24 protein-coding genes and 1 pseudogene are annotated in these 25626 nt (G+C 55.6%); 19 read left to right on the forward strand and 6 right to left on the reverse strand.

Translation table 11 applies throughout. The features are described from left to right. Nucleotides 1–76 precede the first annotated feature (76 nt). Complete coding sequence (gene glnB, locus OGV50_RS12440; protein ID WP_002914032.1) at nt 77–415, forward strand: nitrogen regulatory protein P-II; 339 nt, start codon at nt 77–79, stop codon at nt 413–415. Here the strand turns inward: glnB and OGV50_RS23655 are convergent. Together OGV50_RS23655 and hmpA are read right to left on the reverse strand one after the other, a co-directional pair. After that, nucleotides 412–507, reverse strand: a pseudogene (locus OGV50_RS23655) (hypothetical protein); the annotation flags it as partial. The gene glnB and the pseudogene OGV50_RS23655 overlap by 4 nt on opposite strands. Before the next feature lie 4 nt (nt 508–511). Then, nucleotides 512–1702 (reverse strand): NO-inducible flavohemoprotein, encoded by a 1191-nt coding sequence (hmpA, locus tag OGV50_RS12445; protein ID WP_200090951.1) that lies wholly within the window; start codon nt 1700–1702, stop codon nt 512–514. A 326-nt stretch (nt 1703–2028) separates the two neighbouring features. On the opposite strand from hmpA, the gene glyA reads away from it, so the two are divergent. After that, the gene (gene glyA / locus OGV50_RS12450; protein WP_024130115.1) at nt 2029–3282 is read left to right on the forward strand and encodes a serine hydroxymethyltransferase; all 1254 of its coding nucleotides are present in this window, start codon (nt 2029–2031) and stop codon (nt 3280–3282) included. 184 nt (nt 3283–3466) lie between these two features. Here the strand turns inward: glyA and OGV50_RS12455 are convergent, their stop codons facing one another. Beyond that, nucleotides 3467–4660 carry an ROK family transcriptional regulator gene (locus tag OGV50_RS12455; protein ID WP_047461977.1) on the reverse strand — a complete coding sequence of 398 codons (1194 nt, stop codon included), beginning with the start codon at nt 4658–4660 and terminating at the stop codon, nt 3467–3469. 114 nt (nt 4661–4774) lie between these two features. On the opposite strand from OGV50_RS12455, the gene OGV50_RS12460 reads away from it, so the two are divergent. From OGV50_RS12460 to OGV50_RS12475, 4 genes are all read left to right on the forward strand, one after another. Then, nucleotides 4775–8041 (forward strand): DUF5107 domain-containing protein, encoded by a 3267-nt coding sequence (locus tag OGV50_RS12460; protein WP_200090944.1) that lies wholly within the window; start codon nt 4775–4777, stop codon nt 8039–8041. A 71-nt stretch (nt 8042–8112) separates the two neighbouring features. Further along, nucleotides 8113–9552 (forward strand): sugar porter family MFS transporter, encoded by a 1440-nt coding sequence (locus tag OGV50_RS12465; RefSeq protein WP_049009092.1) that lies wholly within the window; start codon nt 8113–8115, stop codon nt 9550–9552. Continuing rightward, on the forward strand, nt 9552–10394 hold the full coding sequence (locus tag OGV50_RS12470) for an aldose 1-epimerase (protein WP_200090942.1): 843 nt from the start codon (nt 9552–9554) through the stop codon (nt 10392–10394). Before OGV50_RS12465 ends, OGV50_RS12470 begins: the two co-directional genes overlap by 1 nt. 88 nt (nt 10395–10482) lie before the next feature. Continuing rightward, on the forward strand, nt 10483–11622 hold the full coding sequence (locus tag OGV50_RS12475) for a 3-phenylpropionate MFS transporter (RefSeq protein WP_200090939.1): 1140 nt from the start codon (nt 10483–10485) through the stop codon (nt 11620–11622). Here OGV50_RS12475 and csiE read toward each other — a convergent pair. Then, on the reverse strand, nt 11617–12894 hold the full coding sequence (csiE, locus tag OGV50_RS12480) for a stationary phase inducible protein CsiE (protein WP_200090932.1): 1278 nt from the start codon (nt 12892–12894) through the stop codon (nt 11617–11619). The two genes, OGV50_RS12475 and csiE, sit on opposite strands and share 6 nt — an antisense overlap. A 124-nt stretch (nt 12895–13018) precedes the next feature. Between csiE and OGV50_RS12485 the strand changes: the two genes are divergently transcribed. Together OGV50_RS12485 and OGV50_RS12490 are read left to right on the forward strand one after the other, a co-directional pair. Further along, nucleotides 13019–13657: a DUF1007 family protein gene (locus OGV50_RS12485; RefSeq protein WP_200090930.1), complete on the forward strand. Its 639-nt coding sequence runs from the start codon at nt 13019–13021 to the stop codon at nt 13655–13657. Further along, nucleotides 13648–14628, forward strand: a complete 981-nt coding sequence (locus tag OGV50_RS12490) for a nickel/cobalt transporter (protein WP_200090928.1) — start codon at nt 13648–13650, stop codon at nt 14626–14628. Before OGV50_RS12485 ends, OGV50_RS12490 begins: the two co-directional genes overlap by 10 nt. 104 nt (nt 14629–14732) lie before the next feature. Here the strand turns inward: OGV50_RS12490 and suhB are convergent, their stop codons facing one another. Continuing rightward, the gene (gene suhB / locus OGV50_RS12495; RefSeq protein WP_024130116.1) at nt 14733–15536 is read right to left on the reverse strand and encodes an inositol-1-monophosphatase; all 804 of its coding nucleotides are present in this window, start codon (nt 15534–15536) and stop codon (nt 14733–14735) included. A gap of 118 nt (nt 15537–15654) precedes the next feature. Here suhB and trmJ point away from each other — a divergent pair, with 118 nt between their 5' ends. The 11 genes from trmJ to sseB all read left to right on the forward strand — a co-directional run bounded on the left by trmJ (nt 15655) and on the right by sseB (nt 24564). After that, the gene (trmJ, locus tag OGV50_RS12500; RefSeq protein ID WP_071258072.1) at nt 15655–16386 is read left to right on the forward strand and encodes a tRNA (cytosine(32)/uridine(32)-2'-O)-methyltransferase TrmJ; all 732 of its coding nucleotides are present in this window, start codon (nt 15655–15657) and stop codon (nt 16384–16386) included. A gap of 231 nt (nt 16387–16617) precedes the next feature. Beyond that, on the forward strand, nt 16618–17109 hold the full coding sequence (iscR, locus tag OGV50_RS12505) for a Fe-S cluster assembly transcriptional regulator IscR (RefSeq protein ID WP_012131246.1): 492 nt from the start codon (nt 16618–16620) through the stop codon (nt 17107–17109). Between the two features lie 245 nt (nt 17110–17354). Further along, nucleotides 17355–18569 carry a cysteine desulfurase gene (gene iscS, locus OGV50_RS12510; RefSeq protein WP_200090926.1) on the forward strand — a complete coding sequence of 405 codons (1215 nt, stop codon included), beginning with the start codon at nt 17355–17357 and terminating at the stop codon, nt 18567–18569. 27 nt (nt 18570–18596) lie between these two features. Further along, nucleotides 18597–18983, forward strand: coding sequence for a Fe-S cluster assembly scaffold IscU (gene iscU, locus OGV50_RS12515; protein WP_002913991.1), 387 nt, complete (start codon nt 18597–18599; stop codon nt 18981–18983). Between the two features lie 17 nt (nt 18984–19000). Next, complete coding sequence (gene iscA, locus OGV50_RS12520) at nt 19001–19324, forward strand: iron-sulfur cluster assembly protein IscA (RefSeq protein WP_004104506.1); 324 nt, start codon at nt 19001–19003, stop codon at nt 19322–19324. Between the two features lie 95 nt (nt 19325–19419). Further along, a complete protein-coding gene (gene hscB, locus OGV50_RS12525; protein ID WP_012131249.1) occupies nt 19420–19935 on the forward strand; it encodes a co-chaperone HscB in 516 nt (171 codons plus the stop codon). Nucleotides 19936–19950: 15 nt separating this feature from the next. Then, nucleotides 19951–21801 carry a Fe-S protein assembly chaperone HscA gene (gene hscA, locus OGV50_RS12530; RefSeq protein WP_200090919.1) on the forward strand — a complete coding sequence of 617 codons (1851 nt, stop codon included), beginning with the start codon at nt 19951–19953 and terminating at the stop codon, nt 21799–21801. Between the two features lies 1 nt (nt 21802). Then, nucleotides 21803–22138, forward strand: a complete 336-nt coding sequence (gene fdx, locus OGV50_RS12535; protein WP_012131251.1) for an ISC system 2Fe-2S type ferredoxin — start codon at nt 21803–21805, stop codon at nt 22136–22138. A gap of 11 nt (nt 22139–22149) precedes the next feature. After that, on the forward strand, nt 22150–22350 hold the full coding sequence (gene iscX / locus OGV50_RS12540; protein WP_012131252.1) for a Fe-S cluster assembly protein IscX: 201 nt from the start codon (nt 22150–22152) through the stop codon (nt 22348–22350). Between the two features lie 59 nt (nt 22351–22409). Further along, nucleotides 22410–23693 (forward strand): aminopeptidase PepB, encoded by a 1284-nt coding sequence (gene pepB, locus OGV50_RS12545; protein WP_012131254.1) that lies wholly within the window; start codon nt 22410–22412, stop codon nt 23691–23693. A gap of 94 nt (nt 23694–23787) precedes the next feature. Next, complete coding sequence (sseB, locus tag OGV50_RS12550) at nt 23788–24564, forward strand: enhanced serine sensitivity protein SseB (RefSeq protein WP_012131255.1); 777 nt, start codon at nt 23788–23790, stop codon at nt 24562–24564. Nucleotides 24565–24654: 90 nt separating this feature from the next. On the opposite strand, the gene sseA is transcribed toward sseB, so the two are convergent. After that, the gene (sseA, locus tag OGV50_RS12555) at nt 24655–25497 is read right to left on the reverse strand and encodes a 3-mercaptopyruvate sulfurtransferase (RefSeq protein WP_286488564.1); all 843 of its coding nucleotides are present in this window, start codon (nt 25495–25497) and stop codon (nt 24655–24657) included. Between the last annotated feature and the right edge of the window lie 129 nt (nt 25498–25626).

Raw genomic sequence — 25626 nt, forward strand, 5'->3', positions numbered from 1 at the left:
TTTTCATGCCGTAAAGTAGCGTGAATTATGTTACGTTTATCAGATTAAAAGACAGGCGACCTTTTCAAGGAATAGCATGAAAAAGATTGATGCGATTATTAAACCCTTCAAGCTGGACGACGTCCGTGAAGCGCTGGCTGAGGTAGGCATTACCGGTATGACGGTTACCGAAGTGAAAGGCTTTGGGCGTCAGAAAGGCCATACCGAGCTGTACCGTGGCGCGGAATATATGGTGGATTTTCTGCCGAAGGTGAAAATTGAAATCGTGGTGACCGACGATATCGTGGATACCTGCGTTGACACCATTATTCGCACCGCGCAGACGGGGAAAATCGGTGACGGTAAAATTTTCGTCTTTGACGTTGCGCGCGTGATTCGTATTCGTACCGGTGAAGAAGACGACGCGGCAATTTAAGCCGCGTCGTGCTTGCCGGATGGCGGTGTAAACACCTTATCTGGCCTACAAAATCCCGTAGGCCTGATAAGCGCAGCGCCATCAGGCATGACTTAATTACAGCACTTTATGTGGGCCGAAGCATTCGTAATGAATGTTTTCGCTTTTCACGCCCAGCCCTGTCAGCTGCTTCGCAGCAAACTGCATAAAGCCGACCGGACCGCACAGATAAAACTGCATTGCCGGATCGCTGATCGCACTTTCCAGTTTATTTAAATCCATCAGACCTGTGCTGTCGAACGCGCCATTCGCACGATCGGCTTCTGTCGGCTCGCGATACCAGGTATGTGCGGTAAAGCGCGGCAGGGTTTTACCCAGCTCGCTCACTTCATCTGCGAACGCATGCACGTCGCCGTTTTCCGCCGCGTGGAACCAGTTCACCTGCGCGGTGTGGTTGGCTTTGGTCAGCGTATCCAGCATGGCCAGCATCGGAGTCTGGCCGACGCCTGCGGAAATCAGAGAAACAGGCGTGTCCGTTGCGACATCCATGAAGAAATCACCAGCCGGAGCGGCTAAGTGGACGATATCGCCGACGCTTGCGTGGTTGTGCAGCCAGCTGGAAACCTGACCGCCATCTTCACGCTTAACTGCGATGCGATAACCTTTACCATCCGGCTTGCGGGTCAGGGAATACTGACGGATCTCCTGATGTAGGAAGCCTTCCGGTTTCAGCCAGACCCCCAGGTATTGACCCGGATGATATTCTGCGACCGGGCCGCCATCGACCGGTTCAAATTCAAAGCTGGTAATCAGGGCGCTGCGCGGTGTTTTCGCAACGATGCGGAACGGACGAGTGCCTTCCCAGCCGCCATTCTTGCTGGCGTTTTCGCTGTAGATTTGCGCTTCGCGATTGATAAAGACATTGGCCAGAACGCCATACGCTTTACCCCAGGCATCCAGCACTTCCTGGCCTGGGCTGAACATTTCGTCCAGCGTTGCCAGCAGGTGGCCGCCAACGATGTTGTACTGTTCTGGTTTGATCTGGAAGCTGGTGTGCTTCTGGGCGATTTTTTCTACCGCAGGCAGCAGCGCAGGCAGGTTTTCGATATTGCTGGCATAGGCCGCGATGGCGTTAAACAGCGCTTCACGTTGATCGCCATTTCGCTGGTTACTCATGTTAAAAATTTCTTTGAGTTCAGGGTTGTGGGTAAACATGCGATCGTAGAAATGGGCGGTCAGTTTTGGACCGGTTTCAACCAGCAGGGGAATGGTGGCTTTTACTGTGGCGATGGTTTGAGCGTCAAGCATACTGTCTTCCTTTATCTGAGACTTTAATGATGTATGTCAAATACATCTTATAAAAAATAACCCTGTATTGTAAATGGTTCTTTGTAACTTTGCGTTTTTAACGTTACAACGTGAAAAATCTGCATCACAAACCTGAAAAGAAATCCGTTGAAATTCGTAAGGTCTTCATTCGACAAAGCCTTGTACAGCATGAAGGTAATCGTTTGCGTAAAATCCTTTGTCAAGACCTGTTATCGCAGAATGATTCGGTTATACTGTTGGCCGTTGTCCCACGGGATTGCCTTTTTAGGCCAAAAATTTATCGTTAGCTGAGTCAGGAGATGCGGATGTTAAAGCGTGAAATGAACATTGCCGATTATGATGCCGAACTGTGGCAGGCTATGGAGCAGGAAAAAGTACGTCAGGAAGAGCACATCGAACTGATCGCCTCCGAAAACTACACCAGCCCGCGCGTGATGCAGGCGCAGGGATCTCAGCTGACCAACAAATACGCTGAAGGATATCCGGGCAAGCGCTACTACGGCGGTTGCGAATATGTGGATGTCGTTGAGCAACTGGCGATTGACCGCGCGAAAGAACTGTTTGGCGCAGACTACGCCAACGTCCAGCCGCACTCTGGTTCTCAGGCTAACTTCGCGGTCTACACTGCGCTGCTGCAACCGGGCGACACCGTTCTGGGTATGAACCTGGCGCAAGGTGGCCACCTGACTCACGGTTCTCCGGTAAACTTCTCCGGTAAACTGTACAACATCGTGCCTTACGGCATCGATGAGTCCGGTAAAATTGACTACGAAGAGATGGCGAAGCTGGCTCAGACTCACAAACCGAAGATGATCATCGGCGGCTTCTCTGCTTATTCCGGCGTCGTTGACTGGGCAAAAATGCGTGAAATTGCCGACAGCATTGGCGCGTACCTGTTTGTTGATATGGCGCACGTCGCGGGTCTTATCGCCGCAGACGTTTATCCGAACCCGGTTCCGCATGCTCACGTTGTGACCACCACCACGCACAAAACCCTGGCGGGTCCGCGCGGCGGCCTGATCCTGGCGAAAGGCGGTGACGAAGAGTTGTACAAAAAACTGAACTCTGCCGTTTTCCCTAGTGCTCAGGGTGGCCCGCTGATGCATGTGATCGCCGGTAAAGCGGTGGCGCTGAAAGAAGCGATGGAACCGGAGTTCAAAGTCTACCAGCAGCAGGTTGCCAAAAACGCCAAAGCGATGGTGGAAGTGTTCCTGAACCGTGGCTACAAAGTGGTTTCCGGCGGTACGGAGAACCACCTGTTCCTGCTGGATCTGGTGGACAAAAACCTGACCGGTAAAGAAGCTGATGCCGCGCTGGGTCGTGCCAACATCACCGTTAACAAAAACAGCGTGCCGAACGATCCGAAGAGCCCGTTCGTCACTTCCGGTATCCGTATCGGTTCTCCGGCCATTACGCGTCGCGGCTTTAAAGAAGCTGAAGCTAAAGAGCTGGCTGGCTGGATGTGCGATGTGCTGGACAACATCAACGATGAAGCGGTTATCGAGCGCATCAAAGGCAAAGTGCTGGACATCTGCGCACGCTTCCCGGTTTACGCGTAAGCGATACGCCTGGCATCGTGAAAAAGGCTTCCTGCGGGGAGCCTTTTTTATTTCCGGGTCACGCCGTGCGGGCGAATCCAGGCGCGACTTTGATACCCGGTTATATGAATAATTTTAATACCGCGCCGGTGGTTTTTCATTCGACAAGCGAGTCTCCTTTCATCGCAGGGTGTCGGACTCATATTCAGAGCGCGTTTAGCTGTGATTCGACGTACAGATAGCCGATCCCCATCAACTGTTGCGAACGACTGAGTGTGCCAAAGCCGATCCGGGTGGATCTTGCCTGCGGGTTATCGCCATGATCAAAGGGATTAAACCCCGTTTGCTGCACCAGCGTATTCAGCCAGCTTTCGCCAAAGGCGCAACTGCGGCCATAAATCCAGATTTGGTTAATATTCAGGATATTCAGAAAGTTATATAAACTCAGGCCAATCGCGCTGGCGGCGTGTTCCACCCAGGCCTGGATGCGGACATCGCCCTGTTGCCAGGCGGTAATCAGTTGATCGATGGTGATAGTTTCTGGGTCGCAATCCGCCGTGGGCTGCGTTTTCATCCACCGTCGGGCCTGCTTTTTAAGCGCGCTGAGCGAGGCCACGGTTTCCAGACAGCCGTAGCGGCCGCAATCACAGGCTACCCCGTCCGGGTTGACGATGGTATGTCCGATCTGACCGCTGCCATACAAACTGCCGCGCCAGATGTTGTCGTTGATGACGAAGGAGGAACCAATCCCGTAATCGACGTTAATGACGCAGAAATCGCGGTTTGCCGCCGGGTTTTGCCACTTCTCCGCCAGCGCCAGCATCACGCAGTCATTGTCTAACCGCACCTGTACGCCGAGCATCTCCTCCAGCAAATATTTAATCTCAACCGGGGTTTTCCACGGTGCCTGCGGCATGGTTTTTGACGCCCCGGTAATGGGATCGACCTGACCGTGAACGCCTAATGCCAGATTGATGGTCACGTCGGGATAGCGCTGACGATATTCCCGCCAGTGAGCGGCAAGCGCGGTCAGCAAGGCTTTTGGCGAACCGGCATTGATCTCCGCATGGCGCCAGTCGCCCACGGCGACCAGACGCGCATCTGCCAGCTGGCTGGTGATGCTGGTGGGCGTCACGTTCATGCACAGCGTCCAGTCTCCCTGTTCGGGCAGGTGATAGCTGCCGCTACTCAGCCCTCGTTGGCTTAACGTCTCCCGGGAATGGCAAATTCTTCCCTCATCGATCAACTCCTCCAGAATATTGCTGACCGCCGGAATCGACAGGCCGCTGAGCTGCGCCAGCCGGGATTTACTGAGCTGTTTTTCACGCCACAGGTGCGACAGAAAGATCTGCTTGTTGGCTTGCCTGACCCGGGCGTTATTGAACCCTGTACGCTGCATACACTTAACTCCCTTAACTATATTGCGTGAGCATTGCGTATTTTAACGCCAGTTATCTGCCCCAGAATAGCAGTAAGGTGAAATTTTACTTTTGTTTGTTTAGTGGAGAATGACATGTACGGTTCAGTTAAGGTCTGGCAGGAAACACTCTCACTCCCTACGTGGACAACCGGCGAAGAAGATCCGAACCCGATGTTCCTGGAAAAGCGGGTTTATCAGGGGTCTTCAGGTGCGGTTTATCCTTATGGCGTCATCGATACGCTGACCGGTAAACGTGAAATGCGCGAGTATCAGGCAGTCTGGATGGAGAATGATTTTATTCGCATCATGCTGTTGCCGGAGCTGGGCGGACGTATTCATCGCGCGTATGACAAAGTACAGCAGCGTGATTTTGTTTACTACAACGAAGTGGTGAAACCCGCGCTGGTCGGGCTGCTGGGGCCGTGGATCTCCGGTGGGATTGAATTTAACTGGCCGCAGCATCACCGTCCTACCACATTTATGCCGGTGGATTTTACCTGTCAGCAGGGCGAACACGGAGAACAAACCGTGTGGATGGGGGAAGTGGAACCCATGCGCGGCTTGCAGGTGATGACCGGATTTACGCTGTACCCCGATCGGGCATTAATTGAAATCACCGGAAAAGTCTTTAACGGCAACGCTACGCCGCGCCATTTTTTGTGGTGGGCAAACCCGGCGGTGAAAGGCGGAGACGACCACCAGAGCGTCTTCCCGCCGGACGTTACTGCCGTATATGACCACGGTAAACGGGATGTCTCCGCCTTTCCGATCGCGACGGGCACTTATTACAAAGTGGACTACTCCGCCGGCGTGGATATCTCGCGTTATAAAAATGTGCCGGTGCCGACCTCTTATATGGCTGAAAAGTCAGATTATGATTTTGTCGGCGCCTGGCATCATGGCGAACGAGGGGGACTGCTGCATGTGGCCGACCACCATATTTCGCCGGGTAAAAAACAGTGGACGTGGGGATACGGTGATTTTGGCGTGGCCTGGGATCGCAACCTGACCGATGACAACGGCCCGTACATTGAACTCATGACCGGGGTCTTCACCGACAACCAGCCAGATTTTACCTGGCTTGCGCCGTATGAAGAGAAAGTCTTCGTGCAGAATTTCCTGCCCTACAGTGAACTGGGCATGGTGCAAAACGCCAGTACGCAGCTTGCGCTGCGCCTTGAGCGAGAAGGGAACCAGCTTTCATCCGGCGTTTATGCCGTTGCGCCGCTACATGACGTTCAGGTAACGCTTTGTGCCCAGGGGCAACCGTTCTTTGAAAAAACACTCACGCTGGAACCCGGTCAAAGCTGGCGCGCCGATCTTTCTGACGCGGGCCACGCGCGGGTGAAAATGACCGTTGCCCGTCGTGATGGCGTCACGCTGCTGGCGTATGAGGAGCATATCGCGGAGGACTTGCCGTTGCCGAAAGCGGCCTGCGCGCCCGAGCTGCCAGAGGCGCTGTCCAGTACTGATGAGCTCTATTTTATTGGTCAGCATCTGGAGCAGTACAACCATGCCAGCCGCTATGCAGAAGAGTATTACCAGCGAGCGCTGGACGTGGACCCGCATGACTATCGCAACAATGTCGCGCTGGGCACGCTGGCGCTGAATCGTGCGGACTGGGCGCAGGCAGAGCGCTGTGCGCAGTCTGCCTTACAGCGGGCGCATAAGCTCAATAAAAATCCGCGTGATGGGGAGGCGAGTATGCTGCTGGCCGCCGCGCTGGAACGCCAGGGCAAGGATGACCTCGCCCGTGAGCACTACTACAAAGCCAGCTGGAGCGGCAACTGTCGTGACGCGGCCTTCTGGTCGCTGGCGCGAATCGCCATGAAGCGGAATGATTACGCCGATGCGCTGGAGAAAGTGAATCTGAGTTTGCGCTTTAATGGCAGCAATAATCTGGCGATGGGGCTGAAAGCACTGGCTCTGGCCGGACTCGGGCGCACAACCGAAGCGCTGGCGTATATTTCACAGCAGCTTATTGAGTACCCGCTGAGTTATACCCTGCATTATGCGCGCTGGGCTATCCGTCAGGATGAGGCGGCGAAAGAGGCGCTTATCGCCATTACCGGGCGCCGTGGCACCAACGCCTGCGAGCTGGCGGGCTGGCTGGTCTCTTGTGGGCAAAAAGAGGCCGCCCGCGCGGTGCTGACGCTGCTCGACAGCCAGGAGACGCTGCCCATGCTGTGGCGCGCGTCGCTGAGTGATGATCCGCAACCGTTTATTGCGCTGGCTCGCGACTGTTTGCACAACCGCGTTCGTTTTCCCAACACGCTCGACGAAGTGCAAATGCTGCAAACGCTGTCGGATTGCGCCTTCGCTCGCTATCTGCTGGGTTGTTTCTGGTACAGCAAGCGTTGTTATGAAGAGGCGGTGAATTGCTGGCAGTTTACGCTGGAGCAGGAACCGAATTTCGCGCCGGTGCATCGGCTGCTGGGGATTTACGCCTGGAACAAACAGCACGATGCGCAGAAAGCGCTGAAATACCTGTCTCAGGCGGTTGCGCTGGAGCCGAAGAATGCCCGCTTCCTGTTTGAGCTGGATTATCTGAACAAACTGATGGCAGCGCCAGCCGAGGCGCGTTTACAACGGCTGGAGGCCAGCAAAGAGATTGTTTTCCATCGCGACGATCTGACCGTGGAATTGCTTAGCGTATGGAATAGCCTCGGTCGCTACGAAGCGGCCGCCGGGGTGTTGCGCGAACGTGTTTTTCACCCCTGGGAAGGCGGGGAGGGCAAAGCCACCGGGCAATATTTACTGAATCAGATCCATCAGGCGCTGGAGGCTATTCGCCGTGGCGAGCCGCAAAACGCCACCGTTTTGCTTCAGCAGGCGTTGCACTATCCGCACAATCTCGGCGAGGGGCGTTTACCGGGACAAACGGATAATGACATCTGGTATTTGCTGGGCTATTGCGCGCGCCAGCGAGGTCATCATGATGAGGCGCAGCGCTATTTCACCCGCGCGACTCGCGGAGGCAGCTCGTTGGACGCGGGACGTTACTACAATGACCAGCCGGTGGATTATCTCTTCTGGCAGGGGATGGCGCTGAAAGCGTCAGGTGACTGCACTGAAGCGAACCTTCTTTTCCAGAGTTTCCTGCAATGGGTGGAGACGCAGCGTGACAAGGTTCCCGACGTCGATTTCTTCGCCGTATCGTTACCGGATCTGGTCGTACTGGATACACCCGCGCAGGAGAAACACCAGCAGCACTGCCTGTTCATTACCGCGCTGGGCCATCTGGGGCTGGGCGATATCCCGGCGTGCCAGCAGGCGCTAAACGCGCTCCTGCAACGCAATCCGACGCATGACAAGGCGCAGCTGCTGCGCCATGCGCTCAACGTACCGTTATTTCAATAGACTCTGAACAGGTGGAGGCGACTCCACCTGAAACCTGCTGTTCCCTGCGTTTCCCTGAAAGAGGAATCATAATGAATAACACGCAGACACATTTAAGAATCGGTTATGTCTGGACTATCTGTCTGGTTGCCGCCTGCGGCGGCTTGCTGTTTGGCTATGACTGGGTGGTGATTGGCGGCGCCAAACCGTTCTACGAAGCCTATTTTTCAATTACCGATCCCGCGCAGTCCGGCTGGGCGATGAGTTCAGCGCTGGTCGGCTGTATCTTTGGCGCACTGATGTCCGGCTGGTGCGCTGATAAATTTGGGCGAAAAATGCCGCTGATTCTGGCCGCGATCCTGTTCAGCGCATCGTCCTGGGGAACCGCTGTCGCCAGCAATTTCGATATGTTTGTGATTTACCGTATCGTTGGCGGCGTAGGAATCGGCCTGGCGTCCGCCCTTAGCCCGCTGTACATCGCGGAAGTCAGCCCGGCGGAAAAGCGTGGCCGTTTTGTGGCGGTCAACCAACTCACGATCGTGATCGGCGTGCTGGCGGCCCAGCTCATTAACCTGATGATTGCTGAACCGGTGGCGACCGACGCGACCCGGCAGGCGATTGTTGAAAGCTGGAATGGGCAGATGGGCTGGCGCTGGATGTTCGGCGCGGAACTGGTGCCTGCGCTGGCGTTTCTGGTTCTGATGTTCTTTGTGCCGGAATCACCGCGCTGGCTGGTCAAAGCGGGCAAACCTGAACGCGCCCGCGCCATGCTGCAACGGATTGGCTCAGCGGAGTATGCCGGGCAGACGTTGCGGGAAATAGAACATACTCTGCTGAAAGACAACCACAAAGTGGCCTGGTCAACGCTGTTGCAGCCGCAGATTAAACCGATTGTCATCATCGGCATGGTGCTGGCCGTCTTCCAGCAATGGTGCGGGATCAATGTGATCTTCAACTATGCGCAGGAGATCTTCGCTTCCGCAGGGTTTGATATCAACGGAACGTTAAAATCCATTGTCGCCACAGGGATCATTAACCTCGTCTTCACCCTCGCAGCGCTGCCGCTGGTCGATAAAATTGGTCGCCGAAAACTGATGCTGTTTGGCGCTTCAGGACTCACGGTGATTTATGTACTGATTGCTGCCGCTTACGGGATGGGGATTATGGGCTGGCCGGTTCTGGTGCTGGTGCTGGCGGCTATTGCGATTTACGCCCTGACGCTGGCGCCTGTCACTTGGGTTCTGTTGTCGGAAATCTTCCCGAACCGAGTCCGTGGTCTGGCGATGTCGCTGGGGACGCTGGCGCTCTGGATTGCCTGCTTTCTGCTGACCTACACGTTCCCGCTGCTTAATGCGGGGCTGGGAGCAGCGGGTAGTTTCCTGCTTTACGGCGTTATCTGCGCGATGGGGTATTTCTACGTGCTGCGCAATGTGCCTGAAACGAAAGGCGTGACGCTGGAAGCGCTGGAAGAGCAACTGGCGGCGCGGCATGTGAAATCCAGCCCGTCAACTCAACAGCGAAGCGCACGGTAATGGACGATACGCTGACATTACAAAACACGCATCTGCGGATGCGTGTTGATCCACAGGGCGGCAGATTGTTGAGTTTATTTTCATTAGCGCATCAGCAGGCCGTTTTACGTGAAGGATGCGGCGTAAAACCCGGCGAATGCGGCCTGTTCCCCATGCTGCCGGTCGCCAATCGCGTTGCCGAAAACCGTTTTCTGTTCCGGGGAGAGGCGGTGAATCTTCCCCGGCATGAGGAGGATGCCGTTTTCTTTCTGCACGGTGACGGCTGGCTCAGGCGCTGGGATACGATTGCCGTTCATGAGGATGCCTGTCATCTGCGTTCAGGTCGTCAAATGGCGTGCGGTTATGATTATGTCGCGGATCTTCACTATCAGCTGAACGCTTCTGTGCTTCATGCCTCGCTGACGATAACGCACCGGGGGGAACGACCGATGCTTTATGGTTGCGGATTCCACCCGTACTTTGCTTTTGATCGCCACAGTACCGTGCAGTTTGCCGCCAGCGGTTACTGGCCGGAAGGTAAGCAGCATCTGCCGCAGGAATGGCAGAGCGATATTCCCCGGCAGGCAGATTTTTCCGGTGCGCAATATGGCGAGGATGCGTGGCTTAACGTAGGGTATTCCGGCTGGAGCGGGCGGGCGATCGTGCAGCGTGATGTGATGAAGGTCACGCTTTTATCGCAAACGCCCTGGCTTATGCTATTCAGAATGCAAGGGGAGTCATTCTTGTGTCTGGAACCGCAGTCGCACCCGGTAAATGCCCACAACATGCCGGGGCAACCGGGACTCCAGGCTTTAGCTCAGGGAGACCAGTGCCATTTCGCGATGCAAATCGCTGTTGTTTAGGCCAAAAAAGATGTTATTCGCCTGTTAATGCTCTCTTGCGCCAGCCTGCATTTATCGCCAGACTATCGCCTCCATACGGGAGGGAATCATGGTTTTGCACTCCACGCGCTGGCTGGCGCTCGGTTATTTTACCTACTTCTTTAGCTACGGTATTTTTCTGCCATTCTGGAGCGTCTGGCTTAAAGGCCTGGGACTGATGCCGGAAACCATCGGTCTCCTGCTGGGGGCAGGGCTGGTGGCGCGTTTTCTCGGTAGCCTGTTGATTGCGCCACGGGTGAGCGATCCTTCCCGCTTGATTTTTGCGTTACGCCTTCTGGCGTTGCTGACGCTGGTGTTTGCCCTTGCATTCTGGGCAGGGACGCACGTTGCGTGGCTGATGGTGGTGATGATCGGTTTTAACCTCTTCTTCTCGCCGCTGGTGCCGCTCACCGATGCGCTGGCCAATACCTGGCAAAAACAGTTAACGATGGACTATGGCCGGGTGCGTTTGTGGGGGTCCATTGCGTTTGTGATCGGCTCGGCGTTGACCGGGAAACTGGTGAGCCTCTTTGATTATCAGGCGATTCTGGGGCTATTGACGCTTGGGGTGGCCTCGATGCTGTTAGGTATGCTGCTGCGACCGAGCGTATTACCGCAGGGGGAAAGCCGTCATCAGGAGAGCGCGGGCTGGCCGGCCTGGCGTACGCTCGTCGTCCAGAGCTGGCGCTTTCTCGCCTGCGTGTGCCTGCTGCAAGGCGCGCATGCCGCTTATTACGGCTTCAGCGCGATTTACTGGCAGGGGGCGGGCTATTCCGCTTCGGCAGTGGGGTATTTGTGGTCGCTGGGCGTGGTGGCGGAAGTGGTTATTTTTGCGCTGAGCAACAAACTGTTCCGCCGTTTTAGCGCTCGCGATCTGCTATTGCTCTCCGCCGTATGCGGCGTCATTCGCTGGGGATTAATGGGCTGGAGCACCGCGCTGCCGTGGCTGATAGCGATCCAGATTCTGCATTGCGGCACTTTTACCGTTTGCCATCTGGCCGCGATGCGTTACATCGCCGCTCGCCAGGGAAGCGAAGTGATTCGTCTACAGGCGGTCTATTCTGCCGTGGCGATGGGCGGCAGCATCGCCATCATGACCGTATTCGCCGGATTCCTGTATCAGCATTTAGGGAACGGCGTATTCTGGGTGATGGCATTGGTGGCGTTGCCTGCTATTTTCTTACGGCCTAACGTCGCCGCGTCATCATGATTCCAGTATTTTGCGGATCTGCTGCTGTTGGTGTGCGGTAAGTGACAGGTCCGCATGAATCAACGGCGGCGAAAAGAGCGGCAGCGGTGTGGCATACGGGGTGACAATCAGCGCCACGCCGCGCGGCGAACCTTCTTTCTGGAAGGTCTGCGTTGGCACATGCTTAATATTGAGCGGCAGGAGCGTCAGTTCTCGTAATTGCTGCTCAATATGTGCCTCCAGTTCGCCGTTATTGCCTGTCAGTAGCACGATCTGCTTTTCGTGCAGGTCGTTCTCCTGCATCAGCCATGCGCCAAAAATTACCGCGACCAGCCCTGTCTCTTCATCAGAGAAACGCACACTGTATTCGCTTTCAAACCCGGCGAGGGCGTCACGCGTGGTGCGCACCAGCCGAGGGTAGAGGCGACTGAACTCTTCCGGCAGCGTGTTATCAATACCAATGGCGAATAAACTTCGGCTCAGCGCCTGGGCAAGGTGCACATAGAGTTGGTCGTTAAGTCCCTGTTCGTCGCTGAAGCGTACCTGCCCCATTTCCCGAAAGCGCAACACCAGCCGGGCGACAGCCAGGCGCAGGCGGCGATCCTGCTGATGGTTGTCGTGGATAGGGTCGGGGATGCGAATCATGGAAAACAGTAAAGCCATAAACAGCGTTTCGTCGGGCGGCGCGTTTTGCATGACGCGGCGCTGCCAGTGACGGCCAATCTCCAGCGCGAGCGGGTATTCGGCGCAGGACTGCGCCCACTGTTTCTGTAGCGGATTAAACGCCGGTGCGATGCCCGCATGATGCTGTAGCAGGCAATATTGTAAAAACAGCCGCAGAAACTGCACATCCCGGCATTCAAACGGTTTTTGCAGCCGCCGCGAGCAAAGGTTGATCAGCGCATGCAGATTGGTATCGTCATACAACGTACGCGCGATCCCTCTCCGTTTAAGCTCGGTTTTTAATGCCGGCGTAAACTGTTGCGTAATGAAGGTCGGGCATATGCGTAAGCCGCGTCTGAGCCAGTGTAAAAGGCACAAACGTTGGTTGAGCGCAGCCCCCTCGATTCGGTAGCGTCCGTTCTGACCCGTTGTGATGGCGAGTCGATGATAGCGCTGGATCTCCAGGCCTGTTTCGGTGATATCCTCACGGGCAATTTCATCATCGACGCCATTGAGCGCGCTGAATGTTTCCGTGGTGGCGATTTGCCCCGGTTGGAAAAGCGTCAGTAAAACCCGGCAGCGGCGCTGGGGAGCAGAAAGTACAGACGGCGAAGTAAGCGTTGGCATCATCTGTCTGGTCTCCCGTTAGTTTGTTTGATAAGGATAGCTAAAGTTTGTGCGTGGAAATGGTTATAAGAGGGCTTTACGCCAGGAATGCTGGCGAGCATCACAGAATTTTTAACGTGAGGAACAGATGCAATTAGTTAAACGCAGCGCTTTAACACTCTTTCTCGCTGTTTTATCTTTCACAGTGCAGGCGCACCCTCATAGCTTTATTCGATTGCAGACGCAACTGGTGAGTGAAAACGATCGGTTTGTGGCGCTAAAAATGCGCTGGACGATGGATGAAATCACCTCCGCAGACCTGCTTTACGACGCGGGAGACGCGAAGCCCGGTTCGGAGATCTGGAAAAAGCTGGCGGCGGAAGTGATGGCGAACGTGCTCGGCCAGCACTACTTCACCGAAGTGTGGCACAACGGACAAAAGGTCAAGTTTAAAAATCGCCCGACGGAATATGGAATGGAACGGGAAGCGCACCAGGCGGTGTTGACGTTTGTCCTGCCGTTGGCTGAACCGCACCCGCTGAGCGGCCAGACTTATACTTTCTCGACCTTCGATCCCACATACTATGTGGATATGAGCTACGCCAACGATCGGGACGCCTCGTTGCCGCAGGCGTTAAGCACACAATGCAGCATGAGCGTGCATACGCCGACGCCGAGTGAAGAGACGCTCAGTTTTGCGCAGTCGCTGGATAAAGAAGACGCGCCGCCGGAGGATATGGATTTGGGTAAACAGTTCGCGCAGAAGGTAACGGTGCAATGTCAGTAATCTCCCAACAACGTCCGCGCTCCCTACGCTGGCTGCCGCTGTGGCCGCTGGCGGTATTTCTGTTGCTGGCCATCGCGGGCGGGCTGTGGTTATGGCAGGCCTGGCCGCAGGTGATGGTGAAAAGCATTGTCTGGCAGCGGGAAGTGAATCAGCAGATGAGCGCCTTATTAAAAGCGGTGGCGGCGAATCCGGCGCAGGCGGGCGGTTCGCTGCTGTTGTTTAGCTTTCTGTATGGCGTACTCCATGCGCTGGGGCCGGGTCATGGTAAAGTGGTGATTACCACATGGCTGGCGACGCATCCATCAAAGCTGAAATCAAGCATCGGCCTGACGCTGGCCTCATCGTTGTTGCAGGGGCTGGTGGCCATTGCGCTGGTGGTTGTGGTGCTGACGGTATTGCAGCTTCCGGCGAGGCAGTTACATCTGAGCAGCTTCTGGCTGGAGAAGGGCAGTTATGCGTTAGTCGGCGTGCTGGGAATATTGCTTTGCTGGCGGGCGCTAAAGACGCTTCGCGCGCTGCTGCGCAAGCCGAAATTTATCTCATTTACGCCGCATCATGTTCACCACGAACATTGCGGCTGTGGGCATCAGCATCTGCCGAACCCAGAGCAACTCAGGAATGGCGATGACTGGCGCGCGCGGCTGATGATTATTCTGTCGATGGGGATGCGCCCCTGTTCCGGCGCGATTATGGTGCTGCTGTTCAGTAAAGTTATTGGCGTCTTTAGTTGGGGAATGGCGTCGGCGCTGGCGATGGCGGCGGGAACCTCGCTGACCATTACCTCTCTGGCGTTGCTGGTCCACAGTTTCCGCACGCTGGCGGTAAAATTAAGCGGCAATAAAACGCCGGTATTGTGGCGACAGATTGGCTGGACAACGCTGGCGTTAGCCGGTGGCGTGATTTTGGTTGTGGCTGCTGTTGTGATGTGGGTCAGTGCGGTGCCGGTGGGCAGGGGATTAAGACCGTTTTAGCACAGTTGTAGGATGAATGCCTGATGGCGCTTCGCTTATCAGGCCTACGGGAAACTCCCCTGGTAGGCCGGATAAGGCGCTAGCCGTCATCCGGCATCAAACGATTAACGCTTCAGCGCATCACTCAATTCGTCGCGCATGCTTGCCAGCATCGCTTTAACCACGCGTGGGTTACCGGCCACGATGTTACCGGTCGTCATGTAATTATGGCCGCCGGTAAAGTCGCTGACGATACCGCCCGCTTCACGCACCAGCAGTTCGCCGCCGGCGAAATCCCACGGGCGCAGACCGATCTCAAAGAAACCGTCAACGCGACCCGCAGCCACATACGCTAGATCCAGCGCAGCAGAACCGGTGCGACGGAAGTCAGCGCATTCGGTGAACAGTTTGCTAACGATATTGATGTAGGTGGTCGCATACTGTTTGGCTTTGAACGGGAAACCGGTCGCCAGGATGGTGCCATCCAGGTCGCGCGCGGTGCTGCCGCGCAGACGGTAACCGTTCAGCTGTGCGCCCTGACCGCGAGTGGCGGTGAACAGTTCGTTACGCATAGGATCGTAAACTACCGCGACTTCAGTACGGCCTTTGATGCGTACTGCGATAGATACCGCGAAGTGCGGCAGACGTTTGATAAAGTTGGTGGTGCCATCCAGTGGATCGATAACCCATTGAACATCCTGATCGGTACCTTCATGTTCACCGCTTTCTTCGGTAATGATGGTGTGCTGTGGGTAAGATTTGCGGATCGTTTCGATAATAATCGCTTCGGCGGCTTTATCGACGTTGGTCACAAAATCATTGCTGCCTTTCTGGCTGGTTTCTACTGAGTCAGGCGTTTCGTAGTGTTTGGCAATTACATTACCCGCCTTGCGCGCTGCGCGCACGGCGATGGTCAGCATCGGATGCATCGGTCTCTCTCACTGGATGTTAAAGAACGGGAAAACGGCGCAGAGTATAGCAGCGAGTTCGGAATATGTCTCCGTTTTATGATAATATGCCCGAATAATCTTTAGCCGAAGAAAGACAATGCTGCAAAATATTCGAATTGTGCTGGTGGAAACCTCTCACACCGGCAATATGGGTTCTGTTGCCCGCGCCATGAAAACAATGGGTTTAACAAACCTGTGGCTGGTAAATCCGTTGGTCAAGCCGGACTCCCAGGCTATCGCGCTGGCGGCTGGCGCCAGCGATGTGATCGGCAATGCGCAGATCGTCGATACGCTCGATGACGCGCTGGCAGGGTGTAGCCTGGTGGTCGGCACCAGCGCGCGTTCCCGCACGCTGCCGTGGCCGATGCTGGACCCGCGCGAATGCGGTCTGAAAAGCGTGGCGGAAGCCGCGAATACGCCGGTTGCGCTGGTCTTTGGCCGCGAGCGCGTTGGCCTGACCAACGACGAACTGCAAAAATGCCATTACCATGTGGCGATTGCTGCAAACCCGGAATACAGCTCGCTCAACCTGGCGATGGCGGTACAGGTGATCGCCTACGAAGTGCGTATGGCCTGGCTGGCAACGCAGGAAAACGACGAGGCGGCGGAACATGAAGAGACGCCATATCCGCTGGTGGACGACCTGGAACGTTTTTACGGCCATCTGGAGCAGACGCTGCTTTCAACCGGCTTCATCCGTGAAGGCCATCCGGGGCAGGTCATGAACAAACTGCGTCGTCTGTTTACGCGTGCGCGCCCGGAAAGCCAGGAACTGAACATCCTGCGCGGTATTCTTGCTTCTATTGAGCAGCAGAATAAAGGCAAGTAAGCGTGTTGATGCCGGATGGCTGCACGATTTGCAGGCCGAATATTGTAGGCCGGATAAGCGGAGCGCCATCCGGCAAACAGAAACGGCACTGAAGGTTAAATACCTGACTAAATTAGTCAAGTAAATAGTTGACTGATTTAGTCGGGAATGTCAGACTTGACCCTGCTATGCAATACCCCCATTTTACAATAAAAAACCCCGGGCAGGGGCGAGTTTGAGGTTAAGTAAGACATGAGACTGACATCTAAAGGGCGTTATGCCGTGACCGCAATGTTGGACGTTGCGCTCAACTCCGAAGCGGGCCCGGTACCGTTGGCTGATATTTCTGAACGTCAGGGAATTTCCCTTTCTTATCTGGAACAGCTGTTTTCACGTTTGCGTAAAAATGGTCTGGTTTCCAGCGTACGTGGCCCAGGCGGTGGTTATCTGTTGGGTAAAGACGCAGGTAGCATCGCGGTTGGCGAAGTGATTAGCGCTGTTGACGAGTCGGTAGATGCGACCCGTTGTCAGGGCAAAGGCGGCTGTCAGGGCGGCGATAAATGCCTGACGCATGCGCTGTGGCGTGATTTGAGTGACCGTCTGACCGGTTTCCTCAACAACATTACTTTAGGCGAACTGGTGAATAACCAGGAAGTTCTGGATGTGTCTGATCGTCAGCACACCCATGACGCGCCACGTAGCACCCGTACGCAAGACGCAATCGACGTCAAACTGCGCGCGTAATTTACCCGCCCTGTTTCGGGGCGCTGCTGCGTTGGCCGCGCTTGTTCATCCCGGTCACTTACTTATGTTAAGCGCCTGGGTTTCACAAGCTTGTCGCCTTGCTGCACCGCAAAACAGTTAGGGTAAAAAATTATAATAGATTTCAGAATCAGGCCGGGGCGTTTACTCGCCCCGTGTACTCGGTCGTACATCCAGCCGGTTGCCTGATTCCTTGCATTGAAGCGATGTACGGAGTTTATAGAGCAATGAAATTACCGATCTATCTCGATTACTCCGCAACCACGCCGGTGGACCCGCGTGTTGCCGAGAAAATGATGCAGTTTTTGACCCTGGACGGAACCTTTGGTAACCCGGCCTCTCGTTCACACCGTTTCGGCTGGCAAGCTGAAGAAGCGGTAGATATCGCCCGCAACCAGATCGCAGAACTGGTTGGCGCCGATCCGCGTGAAATCGTCTTTACCTCCGGTGCGACTGAATCCGACAACCTGGCGATTAAAGGTGCGGCCAACTTTTATCAGAAAAAAGGCAAGCACATCATCACCAGCAAAACCGAGCATAAAGCCGTGCTGGATACCTGCCGTCAGCTTGAGCGCGAAGGGTTTGAGGTTACTTACCTGGCGCCGCAGAGTAACGGCATTATCGATCTGAAAGAACTCGAAGCGGCGATGCGCGGTGACACCATTCTTGTGTCCATCATGCACGTCAACAACGAAATCGGCGTGGTGCAGGATATCGCGACCATCGGCGAAATGTGCCGTGCGCGTGGCATTATCTACCACGTTGACGCCACCCAGAGCGTGGGCAAACTGCCTATCGACCTGAGCCAGCTGAAAGTAGACCTGATGTCCTTCTCCGGCCACAAAATCTATGGCCCGAAAGGGATTGGCGCGCTGTATGTGCGTCGTAAACCGCGTATTCGTATCGAAGCGCAGATGCACGGCGGCGGTCACGAGCGCGGTATGCGTTCCGGTACGCTGCCTGTACACCAGATCGTCGGTATGGGCGAAGCTTACCGTATCGCGAAAGAAGAGATGGAAACCGAGATGGCGCGTCTGCGCACGCTGCGTAACCGTCTGTGGAACGGCATCAACGATATCGAAGAAGTTTACCTGAACGGTGACCTGGAACAGGGCGCGCCGAACATTCTCAACGTCAGCTTTAACTACGTTGAAGGCGAATCCCTGATTATGGCGCTGAAAGATCTGGCGGTGTCTTCAGGTTCCGCCTGTACGTCCGCAAGTCTGGAACCGTCCTATGTGCTGCGCGCACTGGGCATGAATGACGAGCTGGCGCATAGCTCTATCCGTTTCTCTTTAGGTCGTTTCACTACTGAAGAAGAGATCGACTACACCATTGAGCTGGTGCGCAAATCCATCGGTCGTCTGCGTGACCTTTCCCCGCTGTGGGAAATGTTCAAACAGGGCGTGGATTTGAACAGCATCGAATGGGCTCATCATTAATCGGTATCGGAATCAGGAGAATTTATAATGGCTTACAGCGAAAAAGTAATCGATCATTACGAGAATCCACGCAACGTGGGTTCCTTTGACAACAGCGACGAAAACGTAGGCAGCGGCATGGTGGGCGCACCGGCTTGCGGCGACGTGATGAAGTTGCAGATTAAAGTCAACAATGAAGGTATCATTGAAGACGCGCGTTTCAAGACTTACGGCTGCGGTTCCGCTATCGCGTCCAGCTCCCTGGTCACCGAATGGGTGAAAGGGAAGTCTCTGGACGAAGCGCAGGCGATTAAAAATACCGATATCGCAGACGAGCTTGAACTGCCTCCGGTGAAAATTCACTGCTCCATTCTGGCAGAAGACGCAATTAAAGCCGCTATTGCGGATTACAAAAGCAAACGTGAAGCAAAATAAGAAGAGTTGAGGTTGTTATGTCGATTACACTTAGCGACAGTGCTGCAGCGCGAGTAAATACCTTTCTGGCAAACCGTGGTAAAGGGTTTGGCCTGCGCCTGGGGGTGAGAACCTCCGGCTGTTCAGGTATGGCTTATGTACTGGAATTTGTTGATGAACCGGCGGCAGAAGACACCGTGTTTGAAGACAAAGGCGTAAAAGTCGTGATCGACGGTAAGAGCCTGCAATTTCTGGACGGTACGCAGTTAGACTTCGTAAAAGAAGGTCTGAACGAAGGGTTTAAATTCACCAACCCGAACGTAAAAGACGAGTGTGGTTGCGGCGAAAGCTTCAACGTGTAACGTGCTTACCGATAACCCCACCGTGGTCACCTGCGCGTGGGGTTTGTTTTACCTGACTTCCTGAAACATCAGAGAGTCGATGCCCTGAGAATGTTATGGACTACTTCACCCTCTTTGGCTTGCCAGCCCACTATCAACTCGATACCCAGGCGCTGAGCCTCCGTTTTCAGGATCTTCAACGTCAGTATCATCCTGATAAATTCGCCAGCGGTACGCAGGCTGAGCAACTCGCCGCCGTACAACACTCCGCGACCATTAATCAGGCCTGGCAAACGCTGCGTCACCCTTTGACGCGCGCCGAATATTTACTGTCACTACACGGCTTTGATCTGGCCAGCGAGCAGCATACGGTGCGCGATACCGCGTTTTTGATGGAACAGCTGGAACTGCGTGAAGAGCTTGATGAAATAGAACAGGCAAAGGACGAAGCGCGGCTGGAAAGTTTCATCAAGCGCGTGAAAACAATGTTTGATGCCCGCCATCAGCTGATGGTGGAACAGTTGGACAACGAGACGTGGGACGTGGCGGCGGACACCGTGCGTAAACTGCGTTTTCTCGATAAACTGCGAAGCAGCGCCGAACAACTCGAAGAAAAGCTGCTCGATTTTTAATTCCCGGAAGCGAATATGGCCTTATTACAAATTAGTGAGCCTGGTCTGAGCGCTGCGCCGCACCAGCGTCGTCTGGCGGCAGGCATCGATTTAGGTACTACCAACTCATTGGTTGCGACCGTTCGCAGCGGCCAGGCAGAAACGCTGGCCGATCACGACGGTCGCCATCTGTTGCCGTCAGTCGTTCACTATCAGCAGCAGGGCCACACGGTCGGTTACGCGGCGCGCGCGAACGCGGCGCAGGACACGGCTAACACCATCAGCTCGGTAAAACGCATGATGGGCCGCTCGCTGGCGGATATTCAGACGCGCTATCCCCATCTGCCGTATCAGTTCCAGGCCAGTGAAAATGGTCTGCCGATGATTGAAACGGCGGCAGGTCTGCTCAACCCGGTACGTATTTCTGCCGATATCCTGAAAGCGCTGGCGGCGCGGGCGACGGAAGCGTTGTCGGGCGAGCTGGATGGTGTGGTCATTACCGTGCCCGCTTACTTTGACGATGCACAGCGCCAGGGAACGAAAGACGCGGCGCGTCTGGCGGGGCTGCACGTCTTGCGTCTGCTCAATGAACCTACGGCGGCGGCGATCGCCTACGGTCTGGACTCCGGCAAAGAAGGCGTTATCGCGGTTTACGACCTCGGCGGCGGCACCTTCGATATCTCTATTTTGCGCCTGAGTCGCGGCGTGTTTGAAGTGCTGGCGACCGGCGGTGATTCCGCGCTCGGCGGCGACGACTTCGACCATCTGCTGGCCGATTACATCCGCGAGTTGGCGGGCATAGCCGATCGCAGCGATAACCGCGTTCAGCGTGAACTGCTGGATGCCGCCATCGCGGCAAAAATCGCGCTGAGCGATGCCGATTCCGTTAGCGTCAATGTGGCGGGCTGGCAGGGCGACATCACCCGTGAGCAGTTTAATGACCTTATTGCCGCTTTAGTTAAACGTACTCTGATGGCCTGTCGCCGCGCATTGAAAGATGCGGGCGTTGAGGCGCAGGAGGTGCTGGAAGTGGTGATGGTCGGCGGCTCCACCCGTGTGCCACTGGTGCGCGAACGCGTGGGCGAATTTTTTGGTCGTCCGCCGCTGACGGCAATCGACCCGGATAAGGTCGTCGCCATTGGCGCGGCGATTCAGGCGGATATCCTCGTCGGCAACAAGCCGGACAGCGAAATGCTGCTGCTGGACGTGATTCCGCTGTCGCTGGGGCTGGAAACCATGGGTGGCCTGGTGGAGAAAGTGATCCCGCGTAACACCACCATTCCGGTGGCGCGCGCGCAGGACTTCACCACCTTTAAAGATGGTCAGACCGCGATGTCGATCCATGTCATGCAGGGCGAGCGCGAGCTGGTGCAGGATTGCCGTTCGCTGGCGCGTTTCGCGCTGCGCGGGCTCCCGGCGATGCCGGCGGGCGGGGCGCATATCCGCGTTACCTTCCAGGTGGATGCCGATGGCCTGTTGAGCGTCACCGCGATGGAGAAATCCACCGGCGTTGAGGCGTCTATCCAGGTCAAACCGTCTTACGGTCTGACGGACAGCGAAATCGCCACCATGATTCAGGATTCAATGAGCTTTGCCGAGCAGGATGTAAAAGCCCGTATGCTGGCAGAGCAAAAAGTGGAAGCGGCGCGCGTGCTGGAAAGCCTGACCGGCGCGCTCGCTGCTGATGCCGCGCTGCTAAGCGCCGCAGAACGTCAGGTCATTGATGATGCCGCCGCGCACTTGAGCGAGGTAGCGCAGAGCGATGATGTTGACGCGATAGAACAAGCCATTAAAAACGTAGACAAACAAACCCAGGAATTCGCCGCTCGTCGCATGGACAAATCTGTTCGTCGCGCGCTGCAAGGCCATTCCGTGGACGAGGTTTAATATGCCAAAGATTGTTATTCTGCCTCATCAGGATCTCTGTCCCGATGGCGCAGTTCTGGAAGCTGAGACCGGCGAAACCATTCTTGACGTTGCCCTGCGTAACGGTATCGAGATTGAACACGCCTGTGAAAAATCCTGTGCCTGCACGACCTGCCACTGCATCGTGCGTGAAGGTTTCGATTCCCTGCCGGAAAGCACGGAAGACGAAGACGATATGTTGGATAAAGCCTGGGGTCTGGAGCCGGAGAGTCGTTTGGGCTGTCAGGCGCGCGTCACCGATGAAGATTTGGTGGTCGAAATCCCACGTTACACAATCAACCATGCACGCGAGCATTAACAGAGGGTAGTATGGGACTGAAGTGGACTGATAGCCGCGAAATCGGCGAGGCGCTGTACGACGCGTTCCCCGATCTCGATCCTAAGACCGTTCGTTTCACCGACCTGCATCAATGGATTTGCGATCTTGAGGATTTTGATGATGACCCGCAGGCATCAAATGAAAAGATCCTTGAGGCTATCCTGCTGGTCTGGCTGGACGAAGCTGAATAAATAAACGGGCTGCCCACGGGTGGCCCGTTTTCCTGTATGCGCGAAGAAGGAAAAGAACAATGACTGAAGCGATGAAAATTACGCTCTCCACCCAACCGGCTGACGCTCGCTGGGGAGACAAAGCCACATACAGCATCAATAACGACGGCATTACCCTGCACCTGAACGGTAAAGATGACTCCGGTTTAATCCAGCGCGCGGCGCGTAAAATCGACGGCCTGGGCATTAAACACGTACAACTGACCGGCGCTGGCTGGGATGTGGAGCGTAGCTGGGCATTCTGGCAGGGTTACAAAGGGCCGAAAGGCAGCCGCAAGGTCGAGTGGCCAGATCTTGACGATGAGAAGCGGAAGGAACTGGACAACCGTCTGACGATCATTGACTGGGTGCGTGACACCATTAACGCGCCGGCGGAAGAGCTGGGGCCGGAACAGCTGGCGCAGCGTGCTGTTGATCTGCTGTGCAGCGTCGCGTGCGATCACGTCTCTTACCGCATTACCAAAGGCGAAGATCTGCGCGAGCAAAACTACATGGGGCTGCATACCGTTGGCCGGGGTTCCGATCGCGCGCCGGTGCTGCTGGCGCTGGATTACAACCCAACCGGCGATAAAGACGCGCCGGTTTACGCCTGTCTGGTGGGCAAAGGCATTACCTTTGACTCCGGCGGTTACAGCATCAAGCAAAGCGCATTTATGGACTCGATGAAGTCCGATATGGGCGGTGCGGCAACGGTAACGGGCGCGCTGGCATTTGCGATTACCCGTGGTCTGAACAAACGCGTGAAGCTGTACCTGTGCTGCGCGGATAACCTGATCAGCGGCAACGCGTTTAAACTGGGCGATATTATTCATTATCGCAACGGTAAGAACGTGGAAGTGATGAACACGGATGCGGAAGGGCGCCTGGTGCTGGCGGATGGCCTGATCGACGCCAGTGCGCAAAAACCAGAGCTGATCATCGATGCGGCGACGCTGACCGGCGCCGCGAAAACCGCGCTGGGTAACGACTACCACGCGTTGTTCAGTTTTGATGACGCGCTGGCGGGGCGTCTGCTGGCGAGTGCGGCAGAAGAAAATGAACCGTTCTGGCGTCTGCCGCTGGCGGAGTTCCACCGCAATCAGTTGCCTTCTAACTTTGCGGAACTGAACAATACCGGTAGCGCGGCGTATCCTGCCGGGGCGAGCACCGCTGCGGGCTTCCTGTCGCACTTTGTCGAAAACTACCAGCAGGGCTGGCTGCACATTGACTGCTCTGCAACCTACCGTAAAGCGCCGGTTGAGCAGTGGTCGGCAGGGGCGACCGGTTTGGGTGTGCGCACCATCGCTAACCTGTTAACAGCATAATTATGTAGGCCGGATAAGCGTTAGCGCTATCCGGCAAGATAACGGCGGGGGCGCTTCGCTTGCCCGCCCTACACGCATCTCTATTGTGATCCTTATGTCCGAAACAAAAAACGAATTAGAAACCCTGCTGGAGAAGGCGGCGACTGAACCCGCGCATCGTCCGGCATTTTTCCGTACCTTACTGGAGTCCACCGTCTGGGTGCCAGGCACAGCGGCTGAAGGCGAAGCGATTGTTGACGATAGCGCGCTGGATTTGCAGCACTGGGAAAAAGAAGACGGCACGACGGTCATCCCGTTTTTTACCTCTCTGGAAGCCTTGCAGCAGGCGGTAGAAGACGAGCAGGCATTCGTGGTGATGCCGGTGCGCACGTTATTTGAAATGACGCTCGGCGAAACGCTCTTCCTGAACGCAAAACTGCCTACCGGCAAAGAGTTTATGCCGCGTGAGATCAGCCATCTGATCGGCGAAGAAGGCAATCCGCTGAGTACACAGGAAGTGCTGGAAGGCGGTGAATCGCTGATTCTGTCTGAGGTGGCGGAACCACCTGCGCAGATGATCGACTCCCTGACCACGCTGTTTAAAACCATCAAACTGGTTAAGCGCGCCTTTCTTTGCACCATTAAAGAGAGCAATGACGCCCAGCCGAATCTGTTGATTGGCATTGAAGCGGATGGCGACATCGAAGAGATCATTCATGCGGCGGGCAGCGTGGCGACTGATACCTTGCCCGGCGATGAACCGATTGATATCTGTCAGGTGAAAAAAGGTGAGCAGGGCATCAGCCACTTTATTACCGAGCACATCGCGCCGTTCTACGAGCGCCGCTGGGGCGGATTCCTGCGCGATTTTAAACAGAATCGGATTATCTGATCCCGGTAGCCGGATGGCGTTAACGTCATCCGGGACAACCCGCACTGTAGGCCGGATAAGCGCAAGCGCTATCCGGCACATTACAAAACGTTAGGCCGGTTCTACCGGTAAATCATTACGCGCGCCCCATTCGCTCCATGCGCCGTCATACAACGCGACATTGGGCACATCCAGCGTGGCGAGCGCCAGCACCACGACCGCCGCGGTGACACCTGAACCGCAGCTGGCGATAATCGGTCTGTCAAAACTGACGCCGTGACTGAAGAAAATGACGTCCAGTTCATCGGTCGTTTTTAATTCCCCTTCACGCACCAGCTCCGTCCAGGGCACGTTCAACGCGCCGGGAATATGGCCACGCTTCAGACCCGGACGCGGTTCATCGGCTTCGGCATTAAACCGTGGCGCCGGGCGGGCATCAACGATTTGCGCGGTTCTTTCATGGCTCGCCAGGAGTACATCGGTCAAACGCACAACCTTCTCCGCCGTGAATTTAACGTCAAATTCCCCTTCCGGGAGTTCCACTTCGCCTTCCTGAAGCGGCAGCTCATCGCGCTGCCAGCCCGCCAGGCCACCGGCAAGAATTGAGACGTTTTCTACGCCAAACGTTCGCAGCATCCACCACGCGCGCGGGGCGGAAAACAGGTTGCCTTCATCGTAGACCACCAGATGTCTGTCCTGGTGTACGCCCAGTTCACGCATCGCCACGGCGAAGGCTTCCGGGCGCGGCATCATGTGCGGCAGCGGCGAGGTGTGATCGGAGAGCGCTTCAATATCGAAAAAGAGTGCTCCGGGGATGTGGCCTGAACGATATTCACCCGCAACATCCCTGTATTCCTGTCCGGGAGGCGCCATGCGGGCGTCGATAATTTGAATTTGCGGATCGTCGATATGCTCTGCCAGCCAGTCGGCGGCGACAAACCAGGAGGTGGACATAGGCGTCTCCATCTTTTGCCATAATAATGCCAAATTGTCGGACGTTTACCGCAAAGGGACAAGTAAAAGAGGCTGATTTGGCTGGTGAAACCACATTTCTGATGAAAAAATCAGAACTTATATAACGAA

Origin of the sequence: Citrobacter sp. CK180 (assembly GCF_030333655.1) — a bacterium.
In the GTDB taxonomy this organism is placed as follows: Bacteria; Pseudomonadota; Gammaproteobacteria; order Enterobacterales; family Enterobacteriaceae; genus Citrobacter_B; species Citrobacter_B koseri.